This window comes from Streptomyces sp. NPDC048436, from assembly GCF_043200355.1.
Lineage (GTDB): Bacteria > Actinomycetota > Actinomycetes > Streptomycetales > Streptomycetaceae > Streptomyces.
Map to the genome: position 1 here is coordinate 299,242 of NZ_JBICXP010000007.1, position 22,603 is coordinate 321,844.

14 protein-coding genes and 1 tRNA gene are annotated in these 22,603 nt (G+C 70.6%); 11 read left to right on the plus strand and 4 right to left on the minus strand.

Annotated features, from left to right (window positions below; all coding sequences use genetic code 11):
• The first annotated feature begins 66 nt into the window (after positions 1 to 66).
• From ACGFX9_RS25205 to ACGFX9_RS25230, 6 genes are all read left to right on the plus strand, one after another.
• On the plus strand, positions 67 to 1,476 hold the full coding sequence (locus ACGFX9_RS25205) for an MFS transporter (protein ID WP_393476134.1): 1,410 nt from the start codon (positions 67 to 69) through the stop codon (positions 1,474 to 1,476).
• 48 nt (positions 1,477 to 1,524) lie between these two features.
• A complete protein-coding gene (locus ACGFX9_RS25210) occupies positions 1,525 to 3,447 on the plus strand; it encodes a helix-turn-helix domain-containing protein (protein ID WP_393476137.1) in 1,923 nt (640 codons plus the stop codon).
• An 81-nt stretch (positions 3,448 to 3,528) separates the two neighbouring features.
• Positions 3,529 to 5,619: a pectinesterase family protein gene (locus tag ACGFX9_RS25215; RefSeq protein WP_393476140.1), complete on the plus strand. Its 2,091-nt coding sequence runs from the start codon at positions 3,529 to 3,531 to the stop codon at positions 5,617 to 5,619.
• 191 nt (positions 5,620 to 5,810) lie between these two features.
• Positions 5,811 to 5,883: transfer RNA gene (locus ACGFX9_RS25220), tRNA-Arg, on the plus strand.
• A 360-nt stretch (positions 5,884 to 6,243) separates the two neighbouring features.
• Positions 6,244 to 8,280 carry a hypothetical protein gene (locus tag ACGFX9_RS25225; RefSeq protein ID WP_393476143.1) on the plus strand — a complete coding sequence of 679 codons (2,037 nt, stop codon included), beginning with the start codon at positions 6,244 to 6,246 and terminating at the stop codon, positions 8,278 to 8,280.
• 4 nt (positions 8,281 to 8,284) lie between these two features.
• Entirely contained in the window at positions 8,285 to 9,922 is a 1,638-nt protein-coding gene (locus ACGFX9_RS25230; RefSeq protein WP_393476145.1) for an amino acid ABC transporter substrate-binding protein, read from the plus strand.
• A 62-nt stretch (positions 9,923 to 9,984) separates the two neighbouring features.
• On the opposite strand, the gene ACGFX9_RS25235 is transcribed toward ACGFX9_RS25230, so the two are convergent.
• Positions 9,985 to 10,701, minus strand: coding sequence for a hypothetical protein (locus tag ACGFX9_RS25235; protein WP_393476147.1), 717 nt, complete (start codon positions 10,699 to 10,701; stop codon positions 9,985 to 9,987).
• Positions 10,702 to 11,085: 384 nt separating this feature from the next.
• The gene (locus ACGFX9_RS25240; RefSeq protein WP_393476150.1) at positions 11,086 to 12,594 is read right to left on the minus strand and encodes a SulP family inorganic anion transporter; all 1,509 of its coding nucleotides are present in this window, start codon (positions 12,592 to 12,594) and stop codon (positions 11,086 to 11,088) included.
• Positions 12,595 to 12,806: 212 nt separating this feature from the next.
• On the opposite strand from ACGFX9_RS25240, the gene ACGFX9_RS25245 reads away from it, so the two are divergent.
• The 4 genes from ACGFX9_RS25245 (at position 12,807) to ACGFX9_RS25260 (ending at position 17,029) form a co-directional block, all read left to right on the plus strand.
• The gene (locus tag ACGFX9_RS25245; protein ID WP_393476598.1) at positions 12,807 to 13,295 is read left to right on the plus strand and encodes a MerR family transcriptional regulator; all 489 of its coding nucleotides are present in this window, start codon (positions 12,807 to 12,809) and stop codon (positions 13,293 to 13,295) included.
• 47 nt (positions 13,296 to 13,342) lie between these two features.
• Positions 13,343 to 15,337: a transglycosylase domain-containing protein gene (locus tag ACGFX9_RS25250; RefSeq protein WP_393476153.1), complete on the plus strand. Its 1,995-nt coding sequence runs from the start codon at positions 13,343 to 13,345 to the stop codon at positions 15,335 to 15,337.
• A gap of 92 nt (positions 15,338 to 15,429) precedes the next feature.
• Positions 15,430 to 16,068 carry a hypothetical protein gene (locus ACGFX9_RS25255; protein WP_393476156.1) on the plus strand — a complete coding sequence of 213 codons (639 nt, stop codon included), beginning with the start codon at positions 15,430 to 15,432 and terminating at the stop codon, positions 16,066 to 16,068.
• 70 nt (positions 16,069 to 16,138) lie between these two features.
• A complete protein-coding gene (locus tag ACGFX9_RS25260; RefSeq protein WP_393476159.1) occupies positions 16,139 to 17,029 on the plus strand; it encodes a MerR family transcriptional regulator in 891 nt (296 codons plus the stop codon).
• Positions 17,030 to 17,041: 12 nt separating this feature from the next.
• Here the strand turns inward: ACGFX9_RS25260 and ACGFX9_RS25265 are convergent, their stop codons facing one another.
• Entirely contained in the window at positions 17,042 to 18,904 is a 1,863-nt protein-coding gene (locus ACGFX9_RS25265; RefSeq protein ID WP_393476162.1) for an MFS transporter, read from the minus strand.
• A 190-nt stretch (positions 18,905 to 19,094) separates the two neighbouring features.
• A complete protein-coding gene (locus tag ACGFX9_RS25270; RefSeq protein WP_393476165.1) occupies positions 19,095 to 21,614 on the minus strand; it encodes a D-alanyl-D-alanine carboxypeptidase in 2,520 nt (839 codons plus the stop codon).
• A gap of 144 nt (positions 21,615 to 21,758) precedes the next feature.
• Between ACGFX9_RS25270 and ACGFX9_RS25275 the strand changes: the two genes are divergently transcribed.
• On the plus strand, positions 21,759 to 22,550 hold the full coding sequence (locus tag ACGFX9_RS25275) for a GPP34 family phosphoprotein (protein ID WP_393476168.1): 792 nt from the start codon (positions 21,759 to 21,761) through the stop codon (positions 22,548 to 22,550).
• Positions 22,551 to 22,603 lie beyond the last annotated feature (53 nt).

Consider the following 22,603-nt stretch of genomic DNA (forward strand, 5'->3'; position numbering starts at 1 on the left):
TCATCCCCCGCTCCCGCACCCCCACGCCCCGCACCTCCCCGTCCCCGACGAGAAACGGATCAAGCCATGGCAGCCGAAACCCCGCGTGCCCAGGGCGAAGCCCGCGGCACGACGCCCGGCATCGCCCGCATCATCAGCGCCAGCCTCATCGGGACCACCATCGAGTGGTACGACTTCTTCCTCTACGGCTCCGCGGCCGCCCTCGTCTTCAACACCCTCTTCTTCCCCGACAGCGACCCCCTGGTCGGCACCCTCCTCTCCTTCCTCACGTACGCCGTCGGCTTCGCCGCGAGGCCACTCGGCGGTGTCGTCTTCGGCCACTTCGGCGACAAGATCGGCCGCAAGAAGCTGCTTGTGCTCAGCCTGATGATGATGGGCGGCGCCACCTTCGCGATGGGCCTGCTGCCCACCCACGCCACCCTCGGCATCGGCGCCCCCATCCTGCTCACGGTGTTGCGCCTCATCCAGGGCTTCGCGCTCGGCGGCGAGTGGGGCGGCGCCGTCCTCATCGTCTCGGAGCACGGCGACGACAAGAACCGCGGCTTCTGGGCCTCCTGGCCGCAGGCCGGCGCCCCCGGCGGCAACCTCCTCGCCACCGGCGTCCTCGCGCTCCTCGCCGCCGTCCAGTCCGACGAGGCCTTCCTCGCCTGGGGCTGGCGCATCCCGTTCCTGCTCTCCGGGGTGCTCGTGATCATCGGCCTGTGGATACGGGTCTCCGTCTCGGAGTCCCCGCTCTTCCTGGAGGCGCAGGCGCGGGCGGAAGCCGCCGAGGCCTCGGGGGAAGCCGTCAAGCAGGAAGACGCCCCGGTCGTCGAGGTCTTCCGGCACAACTGGCGCGGCGTCCTCACCGCGATCGGCACCCGGCTCGGCGAGAACGTCTCGTACTACATCCTCACGGCCTTCGTCCTCGTCTACGTCACCGTGCACCTGGAACTGCCCAAGAGCACCGCCCTGAACGCCGTACTCATCGGCTCCGCCGTGCACTTCGTGACGATCCCGCTGTGGGGCGCCCTCTCGGACCGCATCGGCCGCAGGCCCGTCACCCTGATCGGCTCCGTCGGCATGGCGGGGTGGGCGTTCGCGTTCTTCGCGCTCGTCGACAGCGAGTCCTTCGCCGTGATCACGCTCGCGGTCACGGTCGGGCTGCTCTTCCACGGTGCGATGTACGGGCCGCAGGCCGCCTTCATCTCCGAGATGTTCGATACGAGGGTCCGCTACTCCGGGGCGTCGATGGGCTCGCAGCTCGCGTCCATCATCGGCGGGGCGCTCGCGCCGATCATCGCGGTCGAGCTGCTCAAGGACTACGGCTCCGCGACGCCGGTGGCCCTCTATGTGTGCGTGACGGTGGTGATCACGACGCTGACCGTCCTCGTGGCGAAGGAGACGCGGGGCCGCTCGCTGGCCCAGCCGAGCGGGGCTCTTGGCGCTCCCGGGGATTCCTCCGCCGCCTCCCCGTCGGCGACAATCTCGACCTGACCGACCTGACCGGCCCGCAGCACCCCGCTCCCGGAGGCGACCCGTCGCATGTCCCGCTCCCGCTCCCCCGACGCCGCCGACCGGGAGCAGGCCGCTGCCGCCGCCCTGCGCGAGCTGCTCGGCCTGCTTGCCCAGGACGCTCCGGCCGAGCGGTTCGCCGGGCCCGCGGCGGCGGCCCGCGCGGCCGGGGCGAGCGCCGCCGAGCTCACGGAGATCGACGAGGCCACGCAGACCGCGCTGCGCGTCCGCCGCACCCTGAACCAGCACCAGCGCAGGGAGGCGGAGCTCACCGCGCTGTTCGACACGGCGGGTGACCTCGCGGCGCTGCGCGACCTCGACGCGGTGCTGCGCGCCATCGTGCACCGCGCGAAGCTGCTGCTCCGCACGGACGTCGCGTACCTCTCCCTCAACGACCCGGCGGCGGGCGACACCTACATGCGCGTGACGGACGGCTCGGTCTCCGCCGCGTTCCAGAATCTGCGCCTGGGCATGGGCGAGGGGCTCGGCGGCCTCGTCGCCCAGACCGCCAGGCCGTACGCCACCGGGGACTACGAGGTCGACCCCCGTTTCCAGCACACCGTGCCGATCGACAGCGCCGTACTGGAGGAGGGTCTGCACGCCATCCTGGGTGTGCCGCTGCGGCAGGGCACCGACGTCATCGGGGTGCTCTACGCCGCCGACCGCACCGCCCGCGCCTTCACGCCGGACGAGGGCGCGCTGCTCTCCTCGCTCGCCGACCACGCGGCGATCGCCATCGACAGCGCGCGCCGCATGGAGGAGACGCGGGCCGCGCTCGTCGACCTGAACGCGGCGTCACAGACCATCCGGGCCCACAGCGAGGCCCTGCGCAGAGCCGAGGACGCACACGACCGCCTGACCGATCTCGTACTGCGAGGCGGAGACTTCACCGAGGTCGCCACAGCCATCGGCGCCCTCCTGCACGGGGGCACGCTCATCCATGACGCGGACGGGATGGAACTCGCCCGGGTCGACGCGGACCCCCGGACGCCCTCGGGTGAGGCCATCGCCGCCTCGCGGGCCAGTGGGCGGGCCGTGCCCTTCGACGGGACCTGGGTGTGCGCGGTCCTCGCGGGCTCCGAGCTTCTCGGCAGCATCGCCCTCACCGGCCGTGCCGACCTGGGCGAGGCCGACCGCCGCCTCTTCGAACGCGCCGGAGTCGTCACCGCGCTGCTCCTGCTCCTTCGCCGCTCGGCCGCCGAGGCCGAGGACCGCGTACGCGGCGAACTCCTCGGTGACCTGCTCTCCCTCTCCGGCACCCCCGCCCGCCTCACCGCCCGCGCCCGCCGCCTGGACGTCGATCTGGCCCTCCCCCACTCGGTGTTCGCCACCCACAGCGACACGGCCCGGCGCCGGCTGCTGCTCTCCTCCGCCGCCCGCGCGGCCCGCACCCGCCGCGGCCTGTCCGGCCTGCACCACGACCACGTGGTCCTCGTACTCCCGGCCGACGACACCGGCTCCCTCGCCCGCGCGCTCGCCGCCGAGCTCACCCAGGCCGCCGGAGCCCCGGTGACGGTGGGCGCGGCGGGCCCCGCCACCGGCCCCGCGGCCCTCTCCCGGGCCCACGCGGAGGCGCTGCGCTGTCTGTCCGCCCTGCGCGCCCTCGGCCACACCGGCCAGGGCGCGGACCTGCCCGACCTCGGTTTCCTCGGCGTACTGCTCGGCGACGACACGAACCTCGACTCCTACGTACGACGCACCCTTGGCCCCGTCATCGACTACGACGCCAGACGCGGCACCGAACTCGTCCACACCCTGCGCGCCTACTTCGCCTGCGGGATGAGCCAGTCCAAGGCGAAGGACTCCCTCCACGTCCACGTGAACACGGTGGTCCAACGCCTGGACCGCGTAGGCCACTTGCTCGGCGCCGACTGGCAGTCCCCCGAACGCGCCCTGGAGCTGCAGCTGGCGCTGCGCCTGCACGCGTACACGCGGGCGAGCGGATCGTCGTAGACGCGGTACGGCAACCATTCCCCCGGCAGTGGCGACTCTCCTGCACCACGCACACCCACTATCGCCAGGGCGGATGAGGCAATGAGAGCGATCAAGGACGAGGCGCGGCACCGCAGGCGCCGACTGGGCCTGAGGGCAGGTATCCCGGTGGCCGCGGTGGCCGCGGCGGGACTGACGTACGGCGGAGGCACGGTCTTCGGGATCTTCGGCGGGGACGCGCAGTCCAGGGCGTCGGCGGCGACGACTTCCGCCGCCGCGGCCACGGCTGCGGTCGCCGACGGATTCGCGTCGGTCAACGCGCTCGGCCAGGACGGCACTTACGGCGGCCGAGACGGAAAGACGGTCACCGTAAAGACACTCGCGGACCTGGAGAAGTACGCGACGTCCCCGGATCCGTACGTCATCGTCGTCGCCGCGACGATCACGATGGACCCCAAGGGCAAGGAGATCAAGGTCGCGTCGGACAAGACGATCGTGGGCTCCAGAACGTCGGGCCACATCGTCGGAGGCGGCTTCTTCCTGGGCCAGGGCGTCCACAACGTCATCATCCGGAACCTCACGATCCGGGACTCGTACGCCGGCACGTGGAACGACAAGGAGCACGACTTCGACGCCGTACAGATGGACGGCGCGCACCATGTCTGGATCGACCACAACGACCTGCGGCACATGGCCGACGGGCTGATCGACAGCCGCAAGGACACCACGTATCTGACGGTGTCCTGGAACAAGCTGAGCGACAACAACAAGACGTTCGGCATCGGCTGGACCGAGAACACGACCGCCGACATCACGATCCACCACAACTGGTTCCGTGAGACCGAGCAGCGCAACCCGTCCACGGACAACGTGGCGCACGCGCACCTCTACAACAACTACCTCCAGGACGTCCCCGGCACCGGCATCACGTCCTCCTACGGGAACTACTCGCGCGGCAATACGAGAATGGTCCTGGAGAACAGCTACTTCGAGGGCATCAACAACCCGGTGACGAAGGACAGTTCGGCCACCGTCGTGCAACGCGGCAACATCTTCACCGGCACCAGCGGGCGCAACGAGAGCGGCGGCACGGCGTTCGACCCCAAGGCCTACTACAGCTACACGCTCGACAAGGCGGCGGACGTCCCGGCGAAGGTGAAGGCGGGGGTGGGTCCACGCGCCACGGTCGGCGCCGGGACGACAGCCGCTGCTGGGACCGCCGCTGGGACCGCCGCGGGGACCACCCTGACGGTGGCGAAGGACGGCAGCGGCCAGTACAGGACGGTGCAGGCCGCGGTGAACGCCGTACCGGCGAACAACCCGGCCCGCGTCACCATCTCCATCGCGCCGGGAACGTACCGCGAGACGGTCAAGATCCCGTCGTCGAAGCCGCACATCACCCTTCAGGGCACCGGCGGCAGCCGCAAGGACACGGTGATCGTCTACAACAACGCCGCGGGCACGCCCAAGCCGGACGGCTCCGGAAACTACGGCACATCGGGCAGCGCCACCGTCGCCGTCGAGGCCGACGACTTCCAGGCCCGCAACCTCACCTTCTCCAACGACTTCGACGAGAAGGCCAACCAGAACCTGAGCGGCCACCAGGCGGTGGCCCTGCGCACAGCGGCCGACAAGGCGTTCCTGGACAGCGTGATCGTCACGGGCGACCAGGACACCCTGCTCCTGGACACCGCCGCCAAGGAGAAGCTGGGCCGGGCCTACATCAAGAACTCCTACATCGTGGGCAACACCGACTTCATCTTCGGCCGGGCGACAGCCGTGGTGGACCACTCGGTGATCACCCTCAAGAAGCGCTGGGACGGCACCTCGCAGGGCTACATCACCGCGCCGAGCACCGCGGCCGACCGCAAGGGCTTCCTGATCACCGGCACAACGGTGAACGGCGACGTATCCGCCCGCAGCTTCTACCTGGGCCGCAACTGGCACGCGGGCGGCGACGCGAGCCTGGACCCCCAGACGACGGTCCGAGACTCCACGCTCAGCGGCGCGATCAGGACGACGCCGTGGATGGACATGGGCGGCTTCCCCTGGAAGGACGACCGTTTCGCGGAGTACAAGAACACGGGCGCGGGGTCGGGCGCGGCGAGCGGAGACCGCCCGCAATTGACGGACGCGCAGGCGGCGGACCAGGAGATCGGGGACTGGCTGGGAAACTGGAAGCCGACGACTTGACGGCCACGGCACCGGCGATCAACGCGGGCCGCCAGGACCACGGGGAACCGGCCCCCGCGGCCCCCACCGGCTAACGGCCTCTAGCCACCTCCCCGGCCCCGCCCCCACCGCACCCCGCCGGATCCCCCCGCCGCGCGACGTCCCACATCCGCTACCCTGTCTGAAACCGTCATCCGTGACGGTTCCGGTACGCCTTCGTAGCTCAGGGGATAGAGCACCGCTCTCCTAAAGCGGGTGTCGCAGGTTCGAATCCTGCCGGGGGCACAGTGAGAAGGGCCAGCTCAGGGATGTTTCCCGGGGCTGGCCCTTCTGCGTCCACCACCTCGGCAACGCTCCTGCGGAAGAGGAGGTGGAATGACCTCACAACTACCCGCCCAGTTCCACCAGTTGACCTGGATTTCATCGGCCGCTCCATTACACTCTGCGCGACGTTGACCACTTGCCGCACACAGCATCCGCGACACGAGGCACGGGACGAAGCACCGGACAGGGCACGGGACGAGGCACCGGACGAGGCACGGCACGGGGGGTGTGGGCCGGATGGCGGCCAGGCTTGGGTTTGAGGAGCTGCTCGGGGATGAGCGGTTCTTTCCGCGGTTGCTTGATCGCAATGTCCACGGCCATATGAGCGCGCCGCCCTACGGCCCCGACCTCCCCGTCGTGCTGCTCACCGGCGGCCCCGGCATGGGCAAGCAGCAGTTGCTGGAGGAGCTGCGCGACCGGTTCGGCGGTAAGGCGCCGGTGGCGTTGGTGGACTGCGCCGATCCGCAGTACGAGCGGGAAGCCGGCGAGCGCCCCTCCTGTCGGTCCGCCGCGACGGAGACGCTGTACGACATCGCGCAGCGGATGGCGGAGTGGCATGGGCCGGGCGGCGCGGTGCCCACCCCCCGGTTCTTCGCCGGGATGGCCGCGGTGGCGGCGGTGGCCACGGGGCTGCGGCCACAGGAGCTGGACGAGGAGCTCACCCGGTACCGCCCGCTGCTGCACGCCCCGCAGACCCGCGTCACCCGGATCTTCAAGAACATGGCGCACGGTTATCTGGTCGCACTGGCGGCGGTCGTCGCCCCGGCAGCCGCGATGCCGCTGGTGGGTACCGCCCTGTCCGAGTTCCTGGAGACGCTGGCGGCGCGAGGCGACGAGCCGGTGCAGGGCACGTACAGGAACTACCCGGGGGCCGCAGGAAGCGCCGCCACCGGGCTGCGGCTGCTCGGCAGGAGCTTCCGCAGGGACGAGGAAGCGCGCCGGTTCGCCGAGGGCTTCCTGTTCCGCGCCCTGCGCGAGGACGTGGACGCCGCCTACTCCGGCGCCGGCGCCAGACTCAAGCGCGTCGGCCGCCCCGCCATCCTGCTGCAGCACTCCAACTGGCCGGTCGGGCGCAAACTGCTGGCAGCAGCCCTCGACGACTGGGCCGAGGGCCATCGAGGCCGCGCGGTGCTGCTCGTGGCGAGCGAGCGGATGGCGGAGCCGCTCTTCCTGGCCGGGGAACGGCGCACCGAAGACCTCGCGGTCTACCGGCCGGACGAGCAGGCGGCGCCCAAGACATGGGAGCGGGTGCCCGCGCGCGGGCACCTCGGGCAGGCCGTGCTGCTGCTGCGCATGCCGCCGCTCACCTCCGTACAGGTCAAGCAGCAGGTGCTCGACCAGGCGGGCGCGGTGGACAACGCGGGCCTGCTGCTCCGGGCCCAGGGCGCGGTGCGGCGGCTCTCCGGACTCCGTCCCCGCATGGTGCAGCGGCTGGCCGAGGCGGCGGCGCAGCTGCCGCCGCTGGACAACGACCGGGACCTGCTCGACCACCGGGCCATCCTCGACGGTTCTCCCACGGCGGTACGAGACGTACTCCTGGAGGAGCTGGTGCTGCGGCAGCTCCCGGAGCGGCTGCCCGTCGGCCACACCGACCGCTGGCTCGACCTGCTCACCCACCTGTCGGTCGCCCACAGCGGAGACTGCGCCCGCACACTGCTCCGCAGCAGCCACCTGGAGCAGCTGGCCGGCGGGCTCACCGCGGACCAGGTGCAGCAGTATCTGCTTGAGAGCGGCTGGCCGGCCTGCGAGCGGCACTTCATCGGCGACTTCGGCCTACGGCAGCTGCTGATGAGTCGCTTGTACGGCCCCACCGACACCAGTAGCGCTACCAGCACCGCCTGGCGCCGCAACCACAGCCTCCTGCACGCCTCCTACCGCTCCCTGCCCGAAGCCCCGGACCTCGCCTTCGGCACCACCGCGGCGCACGGCCTCAACCACGACCTCGTCGCAGGCGGCGGCCCCGAGCGCGCCATACGGCACCTCGCCGCGGAGTTCCCGGCGAGCGGCACGAGGGCCGAGGAGTGGTGCGAGCAGCTGCTCGCCATCGCCCAGGCGCCCCTGCTCAGCGGACCCGACGTACGACATGCCCGGATGAACGTCGCGGAGATCGTGGGCACCACGCTGGAGCGCCAGTTGGACCAGCTGCTGCACGCCGTGTGGCTGTGCGAGGAGCGCACGCGCCCCGCGGACGCGGCGGCTGCCGACAAGATGGAGGATCTGCTCGGCGATCTGGCGCTCGCGTACCCCGCTGCCGCGCCCGTGCTCGCCCGCCGGGCCGGGGAGTGGGGCAAACGCGCCGGTGGCAAGCGCCCGCTGCAGCCCTGTGCCTGCACGTCCCACTTCAGTCAGGGGAGCTGAGCAGATGTCCCGGACCTTCGGTAATTGGCTGTACGAGAAGACGTGGGAGACGCTGCTGAAGCGGATCATCACCTGCGCGGTGGTGATCATCGTCCTCGTCGGCGGGTACATCGGCGGGCAGAAGATCGTCGACGAGGCGAGGTCCTGCGCCGGCGGCGTGACCGAATCCGGCGGCGAGTGCGTCGGCGTCAACGGCTCCGGCTACGACTGGGGCGTCAAGGAGATCGGCCCGGTCGTCGACCGGATCGAGGCGGAGAACTCCAGGCTCGGCAAGCTCGGCAAGACGTACGTCACCGTGGCGATGATGCTTCCCATGCAGCCTGAGTCGAAGGCCGAGAAGCAGCAGCTGCGCAGCGAGCTGCAGGGCGCCTACATCGCGCAGTACCGGGCCAACCGCGAGGAGGGCGCGCCGAAGGTGCGGCTTGTGCTCGCCAACCCGGGCAAGGACTACGAGAAGCAGGACGAGGTGGTCCCCGACCTCGTACAGATGTCGCACTCCACGAAGGACAGGCTGCGCGCGGTGACCGGCTTCAACCTGTCCCTGGACACGACAAAGGCGGCGATACGCAGCCTCACCGAGCAGGATGTGCCGGTCCTGGTGGCGCGGGCATCGGCGAGTTCGCTCGCCAACAAGGAGGGCGACGGCGAACACGAGTTCCCCGGGCTTGCCCGCATCCTGCCCACCAATGAGGACCAGGCCCACGCGCTCGCGGACTTCAACGGCAGCCGCAGGAACGAGCGGACGGTGGTCGTACGGGACACCAGGCGCGACCCGTACGTCCGTTCCCTCGCCAAGGCCTTCCAGGAACTGGAGAAGGACGAGACGGGGCCGGACGGCCCCGACACCATGACCTTCACATCGGACGGCATCGCCGAAGAGGGCGACGTGGACAACCAGTTCCGCCCAGCCGTCGACACCATCTGCAGCTCCGGCGCGGACACAGTCTACTTCGCGGGGCGGTCCACCCATCTGCGGCTGTTCGTCAAACGCCTGGCCCAGGACAGGTGCGAGGACACGAAGTTCACGGTGGTCTCCGGATCGGACGCCGCGTCGCTGAAGAACAAGATGTCCGACGACGACTGGTCGCAGCTCATGGACGACTCCGGAGAACCGAAGATGACCGTGCAGTACGCGGCACCGGCCCACCCCGATGCCTGGCGCGCCGAGGTCCGCAAGTGGCAGGGCAGGGAGGAGAAGCGGACCGGGCACCGACCGGACGCCGCGAAGGCCCCGGGGTCCCTTCGCGACCCGCTGAAGGAGCTGGACAGGCTGCACGAGAGCGCCCGGAGGGCGGGCGACATCGGTCCCTTGGACATGGCCGACTCCCGCACCATGATGGTCCACGACGGCGTACGCACCGCGATCGAGGCCATCCGCGGCGCCAAGCTCCCGGGCGAGGCGGCTCCGACCCCCGAGCAGGTGGGCAACCGCTGGGCCACCATGCAGGCCAAGAACCGCGTCGACGGCACCAGCGGCCGCATCTGCCTCACCCCGGCGGGCAACCCGTACAACAAGCCCTTGGCGGTGGTGAAGCTGCAGCCGAGCGAGAAGGCGGGCTCGAGCCGCCTGGGGTTCGTCGGCCTTGCGTGGCCGCTGGGGAGGGAGCAGGCGGAGGACTGCGTGGTGCGGGGCGGGAGTTGAGCAGTGCGGGTGGCGCGCGCAGCCCGGCCGACGCTTGACCTCAGCTCAACCCCGGCTCGGCCTCAAACGCGAACCCGCACCCCGTACCGAGTCCGCATCCGGTGGAGTTCCCACAGCGCCACCGCCGTCACGGAGACCGGGCCGCCGAGTACCGCGCACCACTGCGCGGCCGGCGGCCCGTGGGGCATTCCGCCCTCCAGGGCGACGCTGAACAGCATCAGCTCCCACACGAGTACGACGGTCAGCGCCGCCGGGAGAACCGCGTGGACGTTGGCTGTGTTGAAGGCATAGCGGGCGGCGTAGGCGGAGGCGAAGAGGAGGAACGGCAGGAGCCAGGTGAGGCCGAGGAGCAGCCCGAGCGCCACCAGGCCGTTCACCAGCGTGCCGTAGTTCTGTTTGAGCAGGACGGCGCTGCCTGCCAGGACCAGCCCGACGCCCACCAGGATGCCGACGTACCAGCCCACCGCCTTGAGCGGCGCGCGCAGGCGGGAGCGGAGCAACCGCCGTTGGGCGGCGGGGGCGTAGCGGATGAAACCGAGGATGACCAAGGGGCCGGTGAGGATGAGCAGCAGCGGGGCGAGGATCAGCTTCACCACGCCGTCGTTGGCTACTCCGCTCCAGCCGTCGTCCGCGCCGTAGGTGTAGATGAGGAGGAGAGTCGCGGCCGCTCCGATGACCGCGCGCCACAGCTGCACCCGCGACACCAGCCGGTCCTCGATACGGCCGCCGCCCGGCTGGTTGAAGATCGCCTCCGCGCGGCGGCGGGCGGAACGAATCACCGGGATCAGCGGCGACACGAAGAGCCAGCCGCAGCCCGAGCGGCTCCGCCTTGCGGGGGGACGCGGCGGGTTCGGATACGGGTACGGGTGTGGGGGCGGGGGCGGGTAAGGAGCCGGTGGGGACGGGTAAGGCCCCGCTGGGGGCGGCCCATATGGGGTCGGACCGCCGCCCTGCGGCTGGCCGTTGCCCGGACCCCAGCCTTGGTATCCCCCGTGTGCCACCGTTCCCCCTCGGCCTACTGCGACGCAGCTGCGCGCGCGTCTGAGCGCCGCGCAGTTTACTGGCCCGGCGCCCCGGCAGGCATCAGGAGTCTCAGGGCTGGGCGTGAACATGTCGTGCAGGTCGCGGGAGGACGGCCGGCCGACGAGTGGGCCCCCGGCGAATCAGCCGCCGCCCGCCGTGAGTTCCCCGCTCAGCGTCCCGTGGATCTTCGCGCTCGGGCGGTTGAGGCCCACCAGTTCGACGCGCTTTCCCCGCTGCGCGTACTTCGCCGTCACCGCGTCGAGCGCCGCCACCGACGACGCGTCCCAGATGTGCGCTGCCGTCAGGTCGATGACCACCCTGTCGGGGTCCGTCGCGTAGTCGAAGCGGGTCACCAGGTCGTTGGCCGAGGCGAAGAAGAGCTCGCCGGTGATGGCGTACACCACCTGGTCTCCCTGGGGGGACTTGACCGCGGTGACCTCCGCCGCGTGGGCGACTCGCTCGGCGAAGACGGCCATGGCGGTGATCGTGCCCGCCACCACCCCGATCGCCAGGTTGTGGGTGGCGACCACGCACACCACCGTCACGACCATGACGGCGATCTCCCCCGCCGGCATCCGCTTGAGCGTCTTCGGCGCGATGGAGTGCCAGTCGAAGGTCGCGAAGCACACCATCACCATGACGGCCACCAGCGCCGCCATCGGGATGTCGGAGACCACCGGGCCGAAGACGATGCACAGCACCATCAGGAACGTACCCGCGAGAAACGTCGACAGGCGGGTACGTGCCCCGGACACCCCTACGTTGATCATGGTCTGGCCGATCATGGCGCAGCCGCCCATGCCGCCGAAGAAGCCGGTGACGATGTTGGCGATGCCCTGGCCGATCGATTCGCGGGTCTTGGACGAGCGGGTGTCGGTGATGTCGTCGACGAGCTTCGCCGTCATCAGCGACTCCATCAGGCCGACCAGCGCCATGGCGAGCGCGTAGGGCGCGATGGTGGTGAGGGTGTCCAGGGTGAACGGCACGTCCGGCAGGCCCGGCACCGGGAGCGAGGAGGGCAGCTCGCCCTTGTCGCCCACGGTCGGGACCCCGATGCCCGCCGCCACCGTGATGGCGGTGAGGATCACGATGGAGACCAGCGGCGCCGGGATCGCCTTGGTGATCCTCGGGAAGAAGACCATGAGGGCAAGACCGGCGGCGAGCAGCGGGTAGACCGGCCACGGGACGTCGTGCATCTCCGGCACCTGCGCCATGAAGATCAGGATGGCGAGCGAGTTCACGAAGCCGACCATCACGCTGCGCGGCACGAACCGCATCAGCTTCGCCACGCCGAGGGCGCCGAGAACGATCTGGAAGACGCCCGCGAGGATCACCGCGGCGATCAGGTAGCCCAGGCCGTGCTCGCGGTTGAGGGGGGCGATGACCAGCGCGACCGCGCCGGTGGCGGCGGAGATCATCGCGGGGCGTCCGCCCACCACGGAGATCACCACAGCCATGGTGAACGACGCGAACAGGCCGATCGCCGGGTCCACTCCGGCGATGATCGAGAACGAGATCGCCTCGGGGATCAGCGCGAGCGCGACCACGAGACCGCCGAGGATCTCGGTACGCCAGACCTTCGGGTCGGACAGCCAGTCGGGGCGCAGGCCGCGCAGCCGCGTGGCCTGGGACAGGGCGGAGGAGGGCAAGGGTGGGGGAACCTGTCGTGCTCGGGCACGCCGCACCCTGCGTCACGAGGGGGCATGCGGGGGGGGCGGCATCGGGGGTGTGGGTGCGGTAGGCCGTCGTCGGCCTTCACCAGGAGCGGGGAGCGCCATCGGCCCCGGCAATCCCGAACTCTACCCTAACGTTACGGTAGAGTTGGCCCGTGATCACCCAGGAGACAGAGACGCAGACACACATGCAGATCGGCGAAGTAGCCGCCCGCACCGACCTGTCGCTGCGCACCATCCGGCATTACGAAGACGCTGACCTCGTCGTGCCCTCCGCCCGCTCACAGGGGGGCTTTCGCCTGTACACCGAGGCCGATGTCGCCCGCCTGATGGTGATCCGGCGCATGAAGCCCCTCGGGTTCTCGCTGGACGAGATGGGCGAGCTGCTGTCCGCCACCGACCGGCTCGACCAGCTCGACCGACTCGACCGACTCGACCGGCTCGACTCCGGCGAGGAACTGTCCGCCGAGGAGCACGCCGAACTCCTGGAGTGCGTACGCCGCTTCGAGATCGCCGCCTCCGGGCAAGTGGCGAAGCTGCGTACGCAACTGGCGCGCGCCGAAGAGTTCGCGGCCTCCCTCGCCGCCCGCCTCACGGAAGCCCCCGCCCCCGCTCCCGCCCCCGCCCCCCAGCAGCCTTCGCCCCCCGTCCCCCCGGCGACTGTTACGAAGGGCTAATACCCCCCGGCCCAACCTCCGCCCGCGCCCCCGCCCTCTCCCCGGGCATGGGGACACACGCGCAGCCGAAGAGCCTCCAGGGCAAGGTCAGCCGGGAGGAGAAGCCCCGCCGCCGGGCCCGGAAGCGGCGCCCCCGCATCGCCTGTCCCCGCATCGCCTATCCCCGCCCCGGCAGACGGGGCCCCCGCCGCTGGATCCCCTCCTGGCGGCAGTGGACCGGCTCTCTCACGCTCGTCCTCGCCACCCTCGGCTGCCTCTTCGCCCTCGTGTACGCCTCCGTCGACATCCCCGACGAGAACGCGACCGCCCGCCGCGAGGCCAACGTCTACTACTGGGCCGACGGCACCCAGATGGTGAGCACCGGCGAGGTCAACCGGCAGAACGTCCGGCTCTCGGAGATTCCCGACGCCGTCGAGAACGCCGTGATCGCCGCCGAGAACGACACCTTCTACAGCGACTCCGGCGTCTCGCCCAAGGGCCTCGCCCGCGCCGCCGTCAACATGGTCCGCGGCCAGGAGACGCAGGGTGGGTCCACCATCACCCAGCAGTACGTGAAGAACACCTACCTCTCCCAGGACCAGACGGTGACGCGGAAGGTCAAGGAGTTCGTCATCGCGCTGAAGGTGGACCGGAAGAAGAGCAAGCGGGACATCCTCCAGGGGTATCTGAACACCAGCTGGTTCGGGCGCGGCGCCTACGGCGTCGAAGCCGCCGCCCACGCCTACTACGGCATCCCCGCCAAGAAGCTGAACCCCGGCCAAGGTGCCGCGCTCGCCGCCCTGTTGAAGGGCGCCGAGCTGTACGATCCGTCCGTCAGCGGCGCCAACCACCGGCGCTCCGTGGCCCGTTGGAAGTGGATTCTCGACCGGCAGGTCAAGGCCGGGCTCATGGAGCGCAAGACGCGCGAGAAGTACACGGTCTATCCCGAGCCCCACAAGCAGTCCCGGGCCACCAGCCTCAGCGGGCAGACCGGGTATCTCGTCGATGTCGCGAACAAGTACATCAAGCAGCACACCTCCCTCACCGACAAGGATCTCGCCCGCGGCGGCTACAAGATCCACACCACCTTCGACCAGGACAGGACGCGGCGGCTGACACGCGCGGTCCGGCGCGTGCTCGACCGGGACATCGATCCGAAGAAGCGTGCCGCCGACAAGGGCGTGCAGGTGGGCGCCGCTTCCGTGCGTCCGGCGGACGGTGCCGTCCTCGCCCTCTACGGCGGGGTCGACGCCACCCGGCACTTCACCGACAACGCCGACACCTCCGGCGTCCCCGTCGGGTCCGCCTTCAAGCCCTTCGTCCTGGCCTCCGCCCTCGAGAACGGGGCGAGGACGCGCGGCACCGGGGAGTACGAGCCTGTCTCGGCCACCAGTTCCTACGACGACAACGGCCTCCTGTGGACCACGCCCACGGCCGCCGATGCCGTCCAGGGGCGCGGTTCCGCCCACCCCACCCTGGCCCAGGCCCTGGCGAAGGGCGGCAACGCCACCTACGTACGCCTCGGCAAGGACGTCGGATGGGACCGGGTGCGGCGCACCGCCGTCGCCTCGGGGCTGCTCGACAGCAGCATGGCCCGCCTGGAACGGACCTTCCCCATCGGTACGTCGACACCGAGCGCGATCCGCATGGCCGCCGCCTACGGCACCTTCGTCAACCGCGGTATCCAGCACGACCCCTACTCGGTGACCAAGGTCGTCAAGGGCGACGAGACGATCGCCGGGCTCACGAAGCCGCGGGCCAGGCGCGCGATGGACCCGGACACGGCGGCGGAGGTCGCCTACGCGATGCGGGGCGTCGGCAAGTCCGTGGGCCACCCGGTCGCCGCGGGCCGCACCGGCGACCAGGACCGCCTCCGCTCGGCGTGGTTCACCGGCGCCACGGAGGACCTGTCGACGGCCGTGACCCTGTTCCGCACAAGCCCGGGCAAGGCGCGGCTCCTGCCCATGTCCGGTGTGGGCGGGCGGAGTTCGCAACGGGGCAATGTGTTTCCGGTCAGGATCTGGGGCGACTACGTGAACTCCCTCGCGACGGACAGGAGTTAACGGGCAGGAGTTGACGGGCAGGAGTCAATGGTGGGCGGGGCCGCGCCCGGCGCGCCCTTCTCGAACAGCCGCTCGCCTGTCATCGTTCCGACATGTATCCCTATGGGCCACCACCCGGGCCGCCGCCGCGCATCGACACGCGGCAACTGCGGCCCCGGCGGCGGTGGTTCGCCGTCGCCGGGGTGATAGCGGGGATCTGCGTGGGCGTCGGCATCGCCAGCTTCGCGATGACGTTGCGCTCGGCGGTGGACTCGGTCGACGACGGCGAGGCGTTCGCGAGCGGGCGGTCCGTCACGCTGCGGTTCGGGCCCGATGACGACGCCGCCATCTACGTACGCAGCCCCTTCGACGCCCGCGCGCACTGCGAGGTCGTCTCCGGTCCCTCCGGGGCCACGCCGCGCGTGACGACTCCCGGCAGCACCTTCACCGTGGCCAAGGGCGGCGACCGGTGGGAGCGGGCGTTCGTGCTCAAGGCGGACACGGACGCGGACTACCGCGTGCGGTGCGACGACCCGCGCGGCACCCTCACGTTCGCACCCGGCGACGACGCCGATGTCTCCTCCTTCGTCGGCGGTGTCGTCGTGACCGTCGCCGTGCCGCTCGCCGGTCTCCTCACGGCCGCAGGCGTCGCGATCATCGTCGGCGTACGCCGCGGCAGACACCGCCGCTGGCTGGAGGCACAGGCCTACTACGGCCCCGGCAACGCTCCCCCGAACACGAGCACCCCTTGACCTTGCCCCAAGGGCAGAGGCCATCGTCCTGCCTGCCGGGCCAACGGGCCCGGTGACGGAGGATGCCCCCATGGATGACGTGGCCGACATGGACGACGCCGAAAGCGGCGAACCGCTGCTCACCATCGGTGACTTCGCCGCCCGCGCACGGCTCTCGCCCAAGGCACTGCGCCTGTACGACCGCCTCGGGCTGCTGGCCCCGGCGTACGTCGACGCGTCCACCGGCTACCGCCACTACCACGCGGACCAGGTGGAGGACGCCCGCACGGTCGGCATGCTGCGCCGCATCGGCATGCCGCTGGCGGACATCGCCGCGACGGTCAGGCTCGACGGTGAGCAGGCGGCGGGGGCGCTCGCCGCGTACTGGGCGGGCGTCGAGGCGCGGCACGCGGAGCGGCGGACGCTGGCGGGGTACCTCCGTGGACGACTGTCCAAAAGAGGTTGCGAGATGTACGAGAACGAGTTCGAGGTCAAGACCGTCGACGTGCCGGAGCAGTACTTCATCAGCGAGAGCAGGCACCTGCTCGCCGAGGAGCTGCCGGTCTGGATCGACGCGTCCACGCGTCGCCTGGAGGAGGCGGCCGAGCGCGAATGCGGTGGCGTGGCGGGCTCGCCGGTCGTCGTCTACCACTCCGACGTCAGCCAGGACAGCGACGGCCCCGCCGAAGCCTGCGTCCCGGTCAGGGACGCGGCGGCGGCGCGTGCGTGGGCCGAGAGCGCGGGGCGGCAGCGGGCTGCCACCTACCGGGTGGAGCCCGCCCACCGCCTCGCCTACACCCGCATCACCAAGGCGCAGGTGTCCTTCCCGCAGATCCTCGCCGCGTTCGAGGCGGTGGAGGCGTGGGTGGCCCGCGAAGGCCTGACGGTCACGGGGCCGTGCCGCGAGGTCTACTTCGCGGAGTGGGAGACGACGGGGCCGGAGGACCAGGTCTGCGACGTGGCGTTCCCGGTGTCCCGGTAGCCGCTGCGGGCGCTAGCGTCCGCTCTCCCGCATCTCCTCCGGGCAGGGCGTGCCGCGTGGGATCTGGTAGGGCGAGCCGAGCCGGTAGATGCCGGCCTTGGGGGCGAGCAGTTCGACCCACTTGTCGCCGTCCTGGTTCTCCTCGGCCTCCATCAGACAGCCGTTGACGTTGGAGAACTCCCTGGGGCGCTGCTCGTCATCCTCACGCTGCCGCTTCGACGCGTCGGTCTCCTTGGGGCGCTCAAGGCCCTTGCCGTCCTCGTCCACGACGGTCAGCCACGGCGAGTACGGGATGCGGATCAGGATGCGGCCCGGCTCGTCCACGCGGAGCGTCATCTCGCCCGAGTCGGCGCGCTGCACGACGGCGTGCGGCTCGGCGAGGGGGTTCGGGTCGGTGACCTCGTACAGCTGCCAGTCCGAGTTGACCCACACCTGCTTCAGATACGGCAGCCCCTTCTCGATGAGCTGCGCCTCCCGCTTGCCGCCGTCGCCGTCGGGCTCGCCCTTGGGCAGGACGACGTAATGGACGGACCAGCGCTGGAGCCACTCGTGGTAGTTCGCCGAGTTGAGGGTGTCGTCGTAGAAGAGCGGGTTGCGCTTCATGTCGGCCTGCCGGTTCCATCCGCGGGCCAGCTGTACCGTCTGGGGCAGCGCGGAGGCCTCGCGGTGGCTGCGGGCCGGTACGACCTCGACGCGGCCCTTCGCGGCGCCGACCTCCTGCAGTTCGTTCAGGAGCGGCGCCAGCTCACGCGACCAGGAGGCTTCGGGCGTCGTGTGCACGATGTCGTCGCCGGTCTTGAAACCGATCCAGCCGACGAAGCCGACGAGCGCCACGATGATCACGTACCACTTGCGGGTCTTGCGCACCGTGTACGGCAGCGCGGCGACCAGCGCGACACCCGCGAAGGACCCCGCGAGGCGGGTGATGTTGGAGCCGATCTGCGAGCTGATCAGCCAGACACCGAGTACGAAGGCCGCGTACACCGCGGTGGTGATCCGCACCGTCTTCCACTGCTTGGGCACGACGTAGTACACGAACCCGGCGTAGAGCAGCGGCAGCGACGCCGACCCGAACGACATCGGCTGCGTACCGGAGAACGGGAAGAGCCACGCGGAGAGCCCCACGACGGCGGCGGGCGCGAGCCCGAGGGCGTACGCCCCGGGGTACCGCTTGCTCAGGAACAGCGCGACGGCGACGAGCCCGACGAAGAGCCCGGCCACCGGGCTTCCCATGGTGGCGAGCGCGGCGAACGGCGCGGCGACGAGGGCCTTGGCCCAGCGCTTGTAGCGCCAGCGGTAGGGCCAGCAGAAGACGGCGGCGACCGCCATCAGCGCGAACATCTGGCCGAGTCCGTACGTCACACGGCCCGACACGGCGTTGCAGAACAGCGCGAAGACGCCCGCGGAGGCGGTCCACAGCGTGTTCTTGACGCTACGGCTGCGGATGAGGATGAGGGTCAGCAGGCCGGCCGAGACGGTCCCCGCGATCATCATCGTGGTCCGCACGCCGAGCACCGACATGAGATACGGCGAGACGACGCTGTACGACACCGGGTGCATCCCGCCGTACCAGGCGAGGTTGTACGCGGAGTCCGGGTGCCGTCCGACGAACTCGGCCCACGCGTCCTGAGCCGCGAGGTCGCCGCCGCTGTTCGCGAACGTGAAGAACCACACGATGTGCAGGACGGCCGCGGCGACGGTCATGACGGTCACCGGGTGCCGCAGGAAGCGACTCCACCCGGACGACTGTTCGGGTGAGGCCGGGGTGGGGCTCCGCTGAGCGGGCAGCTTTATTCGCGCCCCGGTGCGGTTACCGCTGCCGGTGCCGGGATCAGGATCGGCGTCGTCGGCTCGCGTCGGCTCCGCTGTGGCCACTTAAGGCTCTCCCCGTGTTGTTCCGTCCGTCCGGGGTCGCGCCCGGGGAGTCCGTCCCGGAACACCCCGTCACGCAGCCCCGGTCCACTGCTCCCCGAGCTTGTGACGCTAGCACGCAGGGCGCGGCGAGGGCCGGGGAGGGAGCTGCCTTCCCGGCCCCCGCCGCGCGGGCGTGAGCCTTACGCGGGCCTCAGCCGACGCGCTTGAGCTTGGGGCCGAAGCCCGGCTCGGTCAGGTCCTTCTGGAGCGCGACGGGCACCTCGACGGCGCCCCTCTTGCCGTCGCCCACGCTCAGCACGCCGACCTTCGTCCCGGCCTTCGCCGTGTGCGGGATGGTTTCCCCTGCCTTCGTGTCGAGCTTCAGCTTCACGGTCAGGCCCGACCAGCCCGCCGCTGACACGTCCTTCGTCGCGACGACCGGGGTCGTGCCGCCGAGCCCGTCGCTGACCCGGCCGACCACCGCGCCCTTCTTCACGATGGTCTTCGCGGTCAGCGCGCCCTGCCCGGCCTCGATGAGCTTGCGGGTGACCCCGGTGACCTCGTCGATGTTGGCCACGCCCGACTTCCCGTACTGGCCGAGGGCGGCACCGATGATCGTCCGGGTCTCGCCGCCGACCTTCTTCTCCGCGGCGAAGAGGATGTTGCCGCCCGCCGCGGTGGTGGTGCCGGTCTTGATGCCGATGGCGACGGTCGGGACGAGCCCGAAGAAGTTGTTCTGCTTGTCGCCGTTGAGGTCCTTGTAGCTGGGCTGGCGGGAGATCTCGTTGAAGACCGGGTTCTCCATCGCGGCCCGGCCCAGCTTCACGAGGTCCGCGGCGGTGGAGACGGTCGTCTTGTCCAGGCCGCTCGGGTCCGTGTAGTGGGTGTTCTTCATGCCGAGTTCCTTGGCCGTCTTGTTCATCTTCGCGACGAACTCGTCCTCGGACTTGCTGGCGGTGTCCCAGCGGGCGAGCAGCTTGGCGACGTTGTTCGCGGACGGCAGCATGACCGCCTGCAGCGCCTCGTACTCGGTGATCTTCTGGCCCTCGGTGACCTTGACGACCGACTCGTTGCCCGCCTTGCCCGTCTCGTAGTGCTTCTCCGCCGCGGCGTCGACCGGGATCTTCGGGCTGTCCTCGCCCTGCTTCAGCGGGTGGTCCCGCAGGATGAGGTAGACCGTCATGACCTTGGCGATGCTGGCGATCGGCACGGGCTTCTGGTCGCCCGACGTACCGAACGACCCGATGCCGTTGACGTCCATCGCGGCCTGACCCTGACTCGGCCACGGCATCGACGGCTTGCCTCCCTCGAAGGAGACGGTCTCCTGCGCGGTGAGCTCAAGGGTGGGCGTCGGTAGTGGCCGCACGGCCTGTACGACCGCAAAGACGACCACCATGAGCAGCACCAGCGGCGTCCAGATCTTGACCCTGCGCACGGCGGTGCGTACGCGGGTCTCCGCGGGCGGCGGAGTGTTGGTCAGCTCTGCCAGGAGGTCCAACGGAGGCCTGGGCGGCAGGGGCTGCTGGGTGGTGCGTTCGGGGTTCTTCTCCTGCGGGGCGGCCTTGGCGGGGGGCAGGGGGGCGCCAGTGGCCCCTGCTGCTCCTGCTGCTCCTGCTGCTCCGCCGGGCGATGCGCTGTCCAGGGGCTTGAGCGCGACGAACTTGCTGGTGCGCTCGGCGTCGTTCTCGGGCTTTGCTTCTGGCTTCGCTTCTGGCTTTGCCTCGGGCTTCGCCTTGGGCTTCTCGGTGTTCTTGGCTTCGGGCTTCTTGGGCTCGGGCTTGTGGTCGCCCAGCTTGAGCATGGTGGTGGGCTGGTCGACGGCCTTCGGGGGCAGCGCCTTGAAGACGGCGGTGGCCTGATCGACTCCACCGGTGGGGCGCTCGGGGGCCTTAGTGCTCCCCTCGGGGGCGTCGGAGGCGCTCTCCTCGTCGGCGTCGGCCACCTCATCGGCCTCGTCAGTCGCATCGCCGCCGTCGGAGGAACCCTCCTCGTCGGCGTCAGGCGCCTCGTCCTCGCGCTCGTCAGCCTCGCCGGACACGTCACCGCCGGCGGCCGAAGTCCCGGCGTCAGGCGTGACCTCGGCGTCGGAAGAGCTTTCCTCGTCGTCGGCCTCATCGGCCTCATCGGCCTCGTCAGCCGCGTCGCCGCTGTCCGTCGAAGTCCCGGAGTCGGGCGTGGCCTCGGATTCGGCCTCGGCCTCGGAGGAGCTCTCCTCCTCGGCGGTGTCGCCAGCCTTGTCGGCCTCGCCGGACGGCGTCTCGTCATCGGAGGTCTCGGGCGCCTCGGCGTCCTTCTCGTCCGCCGTGGCCACCCACGCCGCCACAGCCGCCCTCAGCCGCGCGTCACCGTTCGCCTCGCCCGGAGCCGCAGGCTCACGCTCACGCTCAGGGGCAGGCTCAGGCTCACCCTTGGCCGCCTCCGCCTCCGCCTCCGCCACCGCCTTCGTGGAGAAAACCGCCGTCGCCTGGTCCTCCCGAGGCTCCGGCTCCTGCTCCTGCTCCTGCTCTCGCCGCTCCGGTTCCCGCGCCGCGGGAACCTCGCGGGCCACCGCCAGCCGTGGGTCCCGTTCCTCCGGTGCCGGAACGGACGGCTCCACCCCGGTCGGGTTCCCCGACGACTTCCGCTGCTTCGACCTGTCGGGGGTCTCGCCCGCCACCGATGCCTCCTCGTACGCCATGCCGCTCGCGTTGCCGTTGCGCCAAAACACGGCCGGACCCGCTGTCCGAACCATGTACCAGTGTCCTGTGTGAGGGCTTAACCCCCGTGGTAGACGAGAACGACATACCTACTGGTTCCCGTACGTACCGGTCACGCACTCTCGACAGACCAATGTGAGAGGGGTCACCCTGTCATTCATCCACGCGGGGAGGCATGGATGGGCAGGAGCCGCAGAACAATTCCGGAGGAGCTTCTGCTGCTCGCTTTGGACCCGGCCACGGGTACCACAGCGCAGCCGCAGTCGCTCGACCTCGGTCTGGCCGGAGCACAGCTAGTGGAGCTGGCGCTGGCCGGACGGATAGCCCCTGACGGGGATCGTATCGCCGTGGTGATGCCACGGCCGACCGGAGATCCGACTCTGGACTCCGCACTGGAACTGCTGCGCAGGCGCGGCAGCCCGGTTCGGGCGGTCCACTGGATTGGCGGGCCCCGACTGGGGCTGCGCCAGATTTACCTCGCGCACCTGGAGCGGTGCGGCATGGTGCATGCCGTATCGGGCCAGATGTGCGGAGTGCTGCCGACGACTCGCTACCAAGCGACGGAGACGGCGATCAGCCGGGACATCAGGTCCCGGCTGGACAGTGCGATCCGCACCGGCGTACCGCCGGACCCGCGGACCGCGGCGCTCGCCGCGCTCGCTCACGCAGTGGGACTCGGCAAGCACCTCTACCCCGGCAACGAGGGGCGTTCATCGCGCTCCCGTCTCCGGGACCTGATCAGGCACGACCCGATGGGCGGCCTCGTGGCGCACGCCGTGATGGACGTCCAGAACGGTGTGGCCGCTCAGCCACGCCGCAGTCCGGCCCCAGCGGGCCCGGGCGGACCGGGTGGTCCTGGCGGACACGGTGGTCCAGGCGGTGGCCGACAGCCGGCCAGGACCGCGCCGGAACCCGGCGGGGTTCCGATGCAGCCACGCCGCGGATCCATGGCACGTGCCGTGGCCCACTGAACAAAACGCAGCACCGAACACGCAGCACAGCAGCACCGCAGCACCGAAATCCG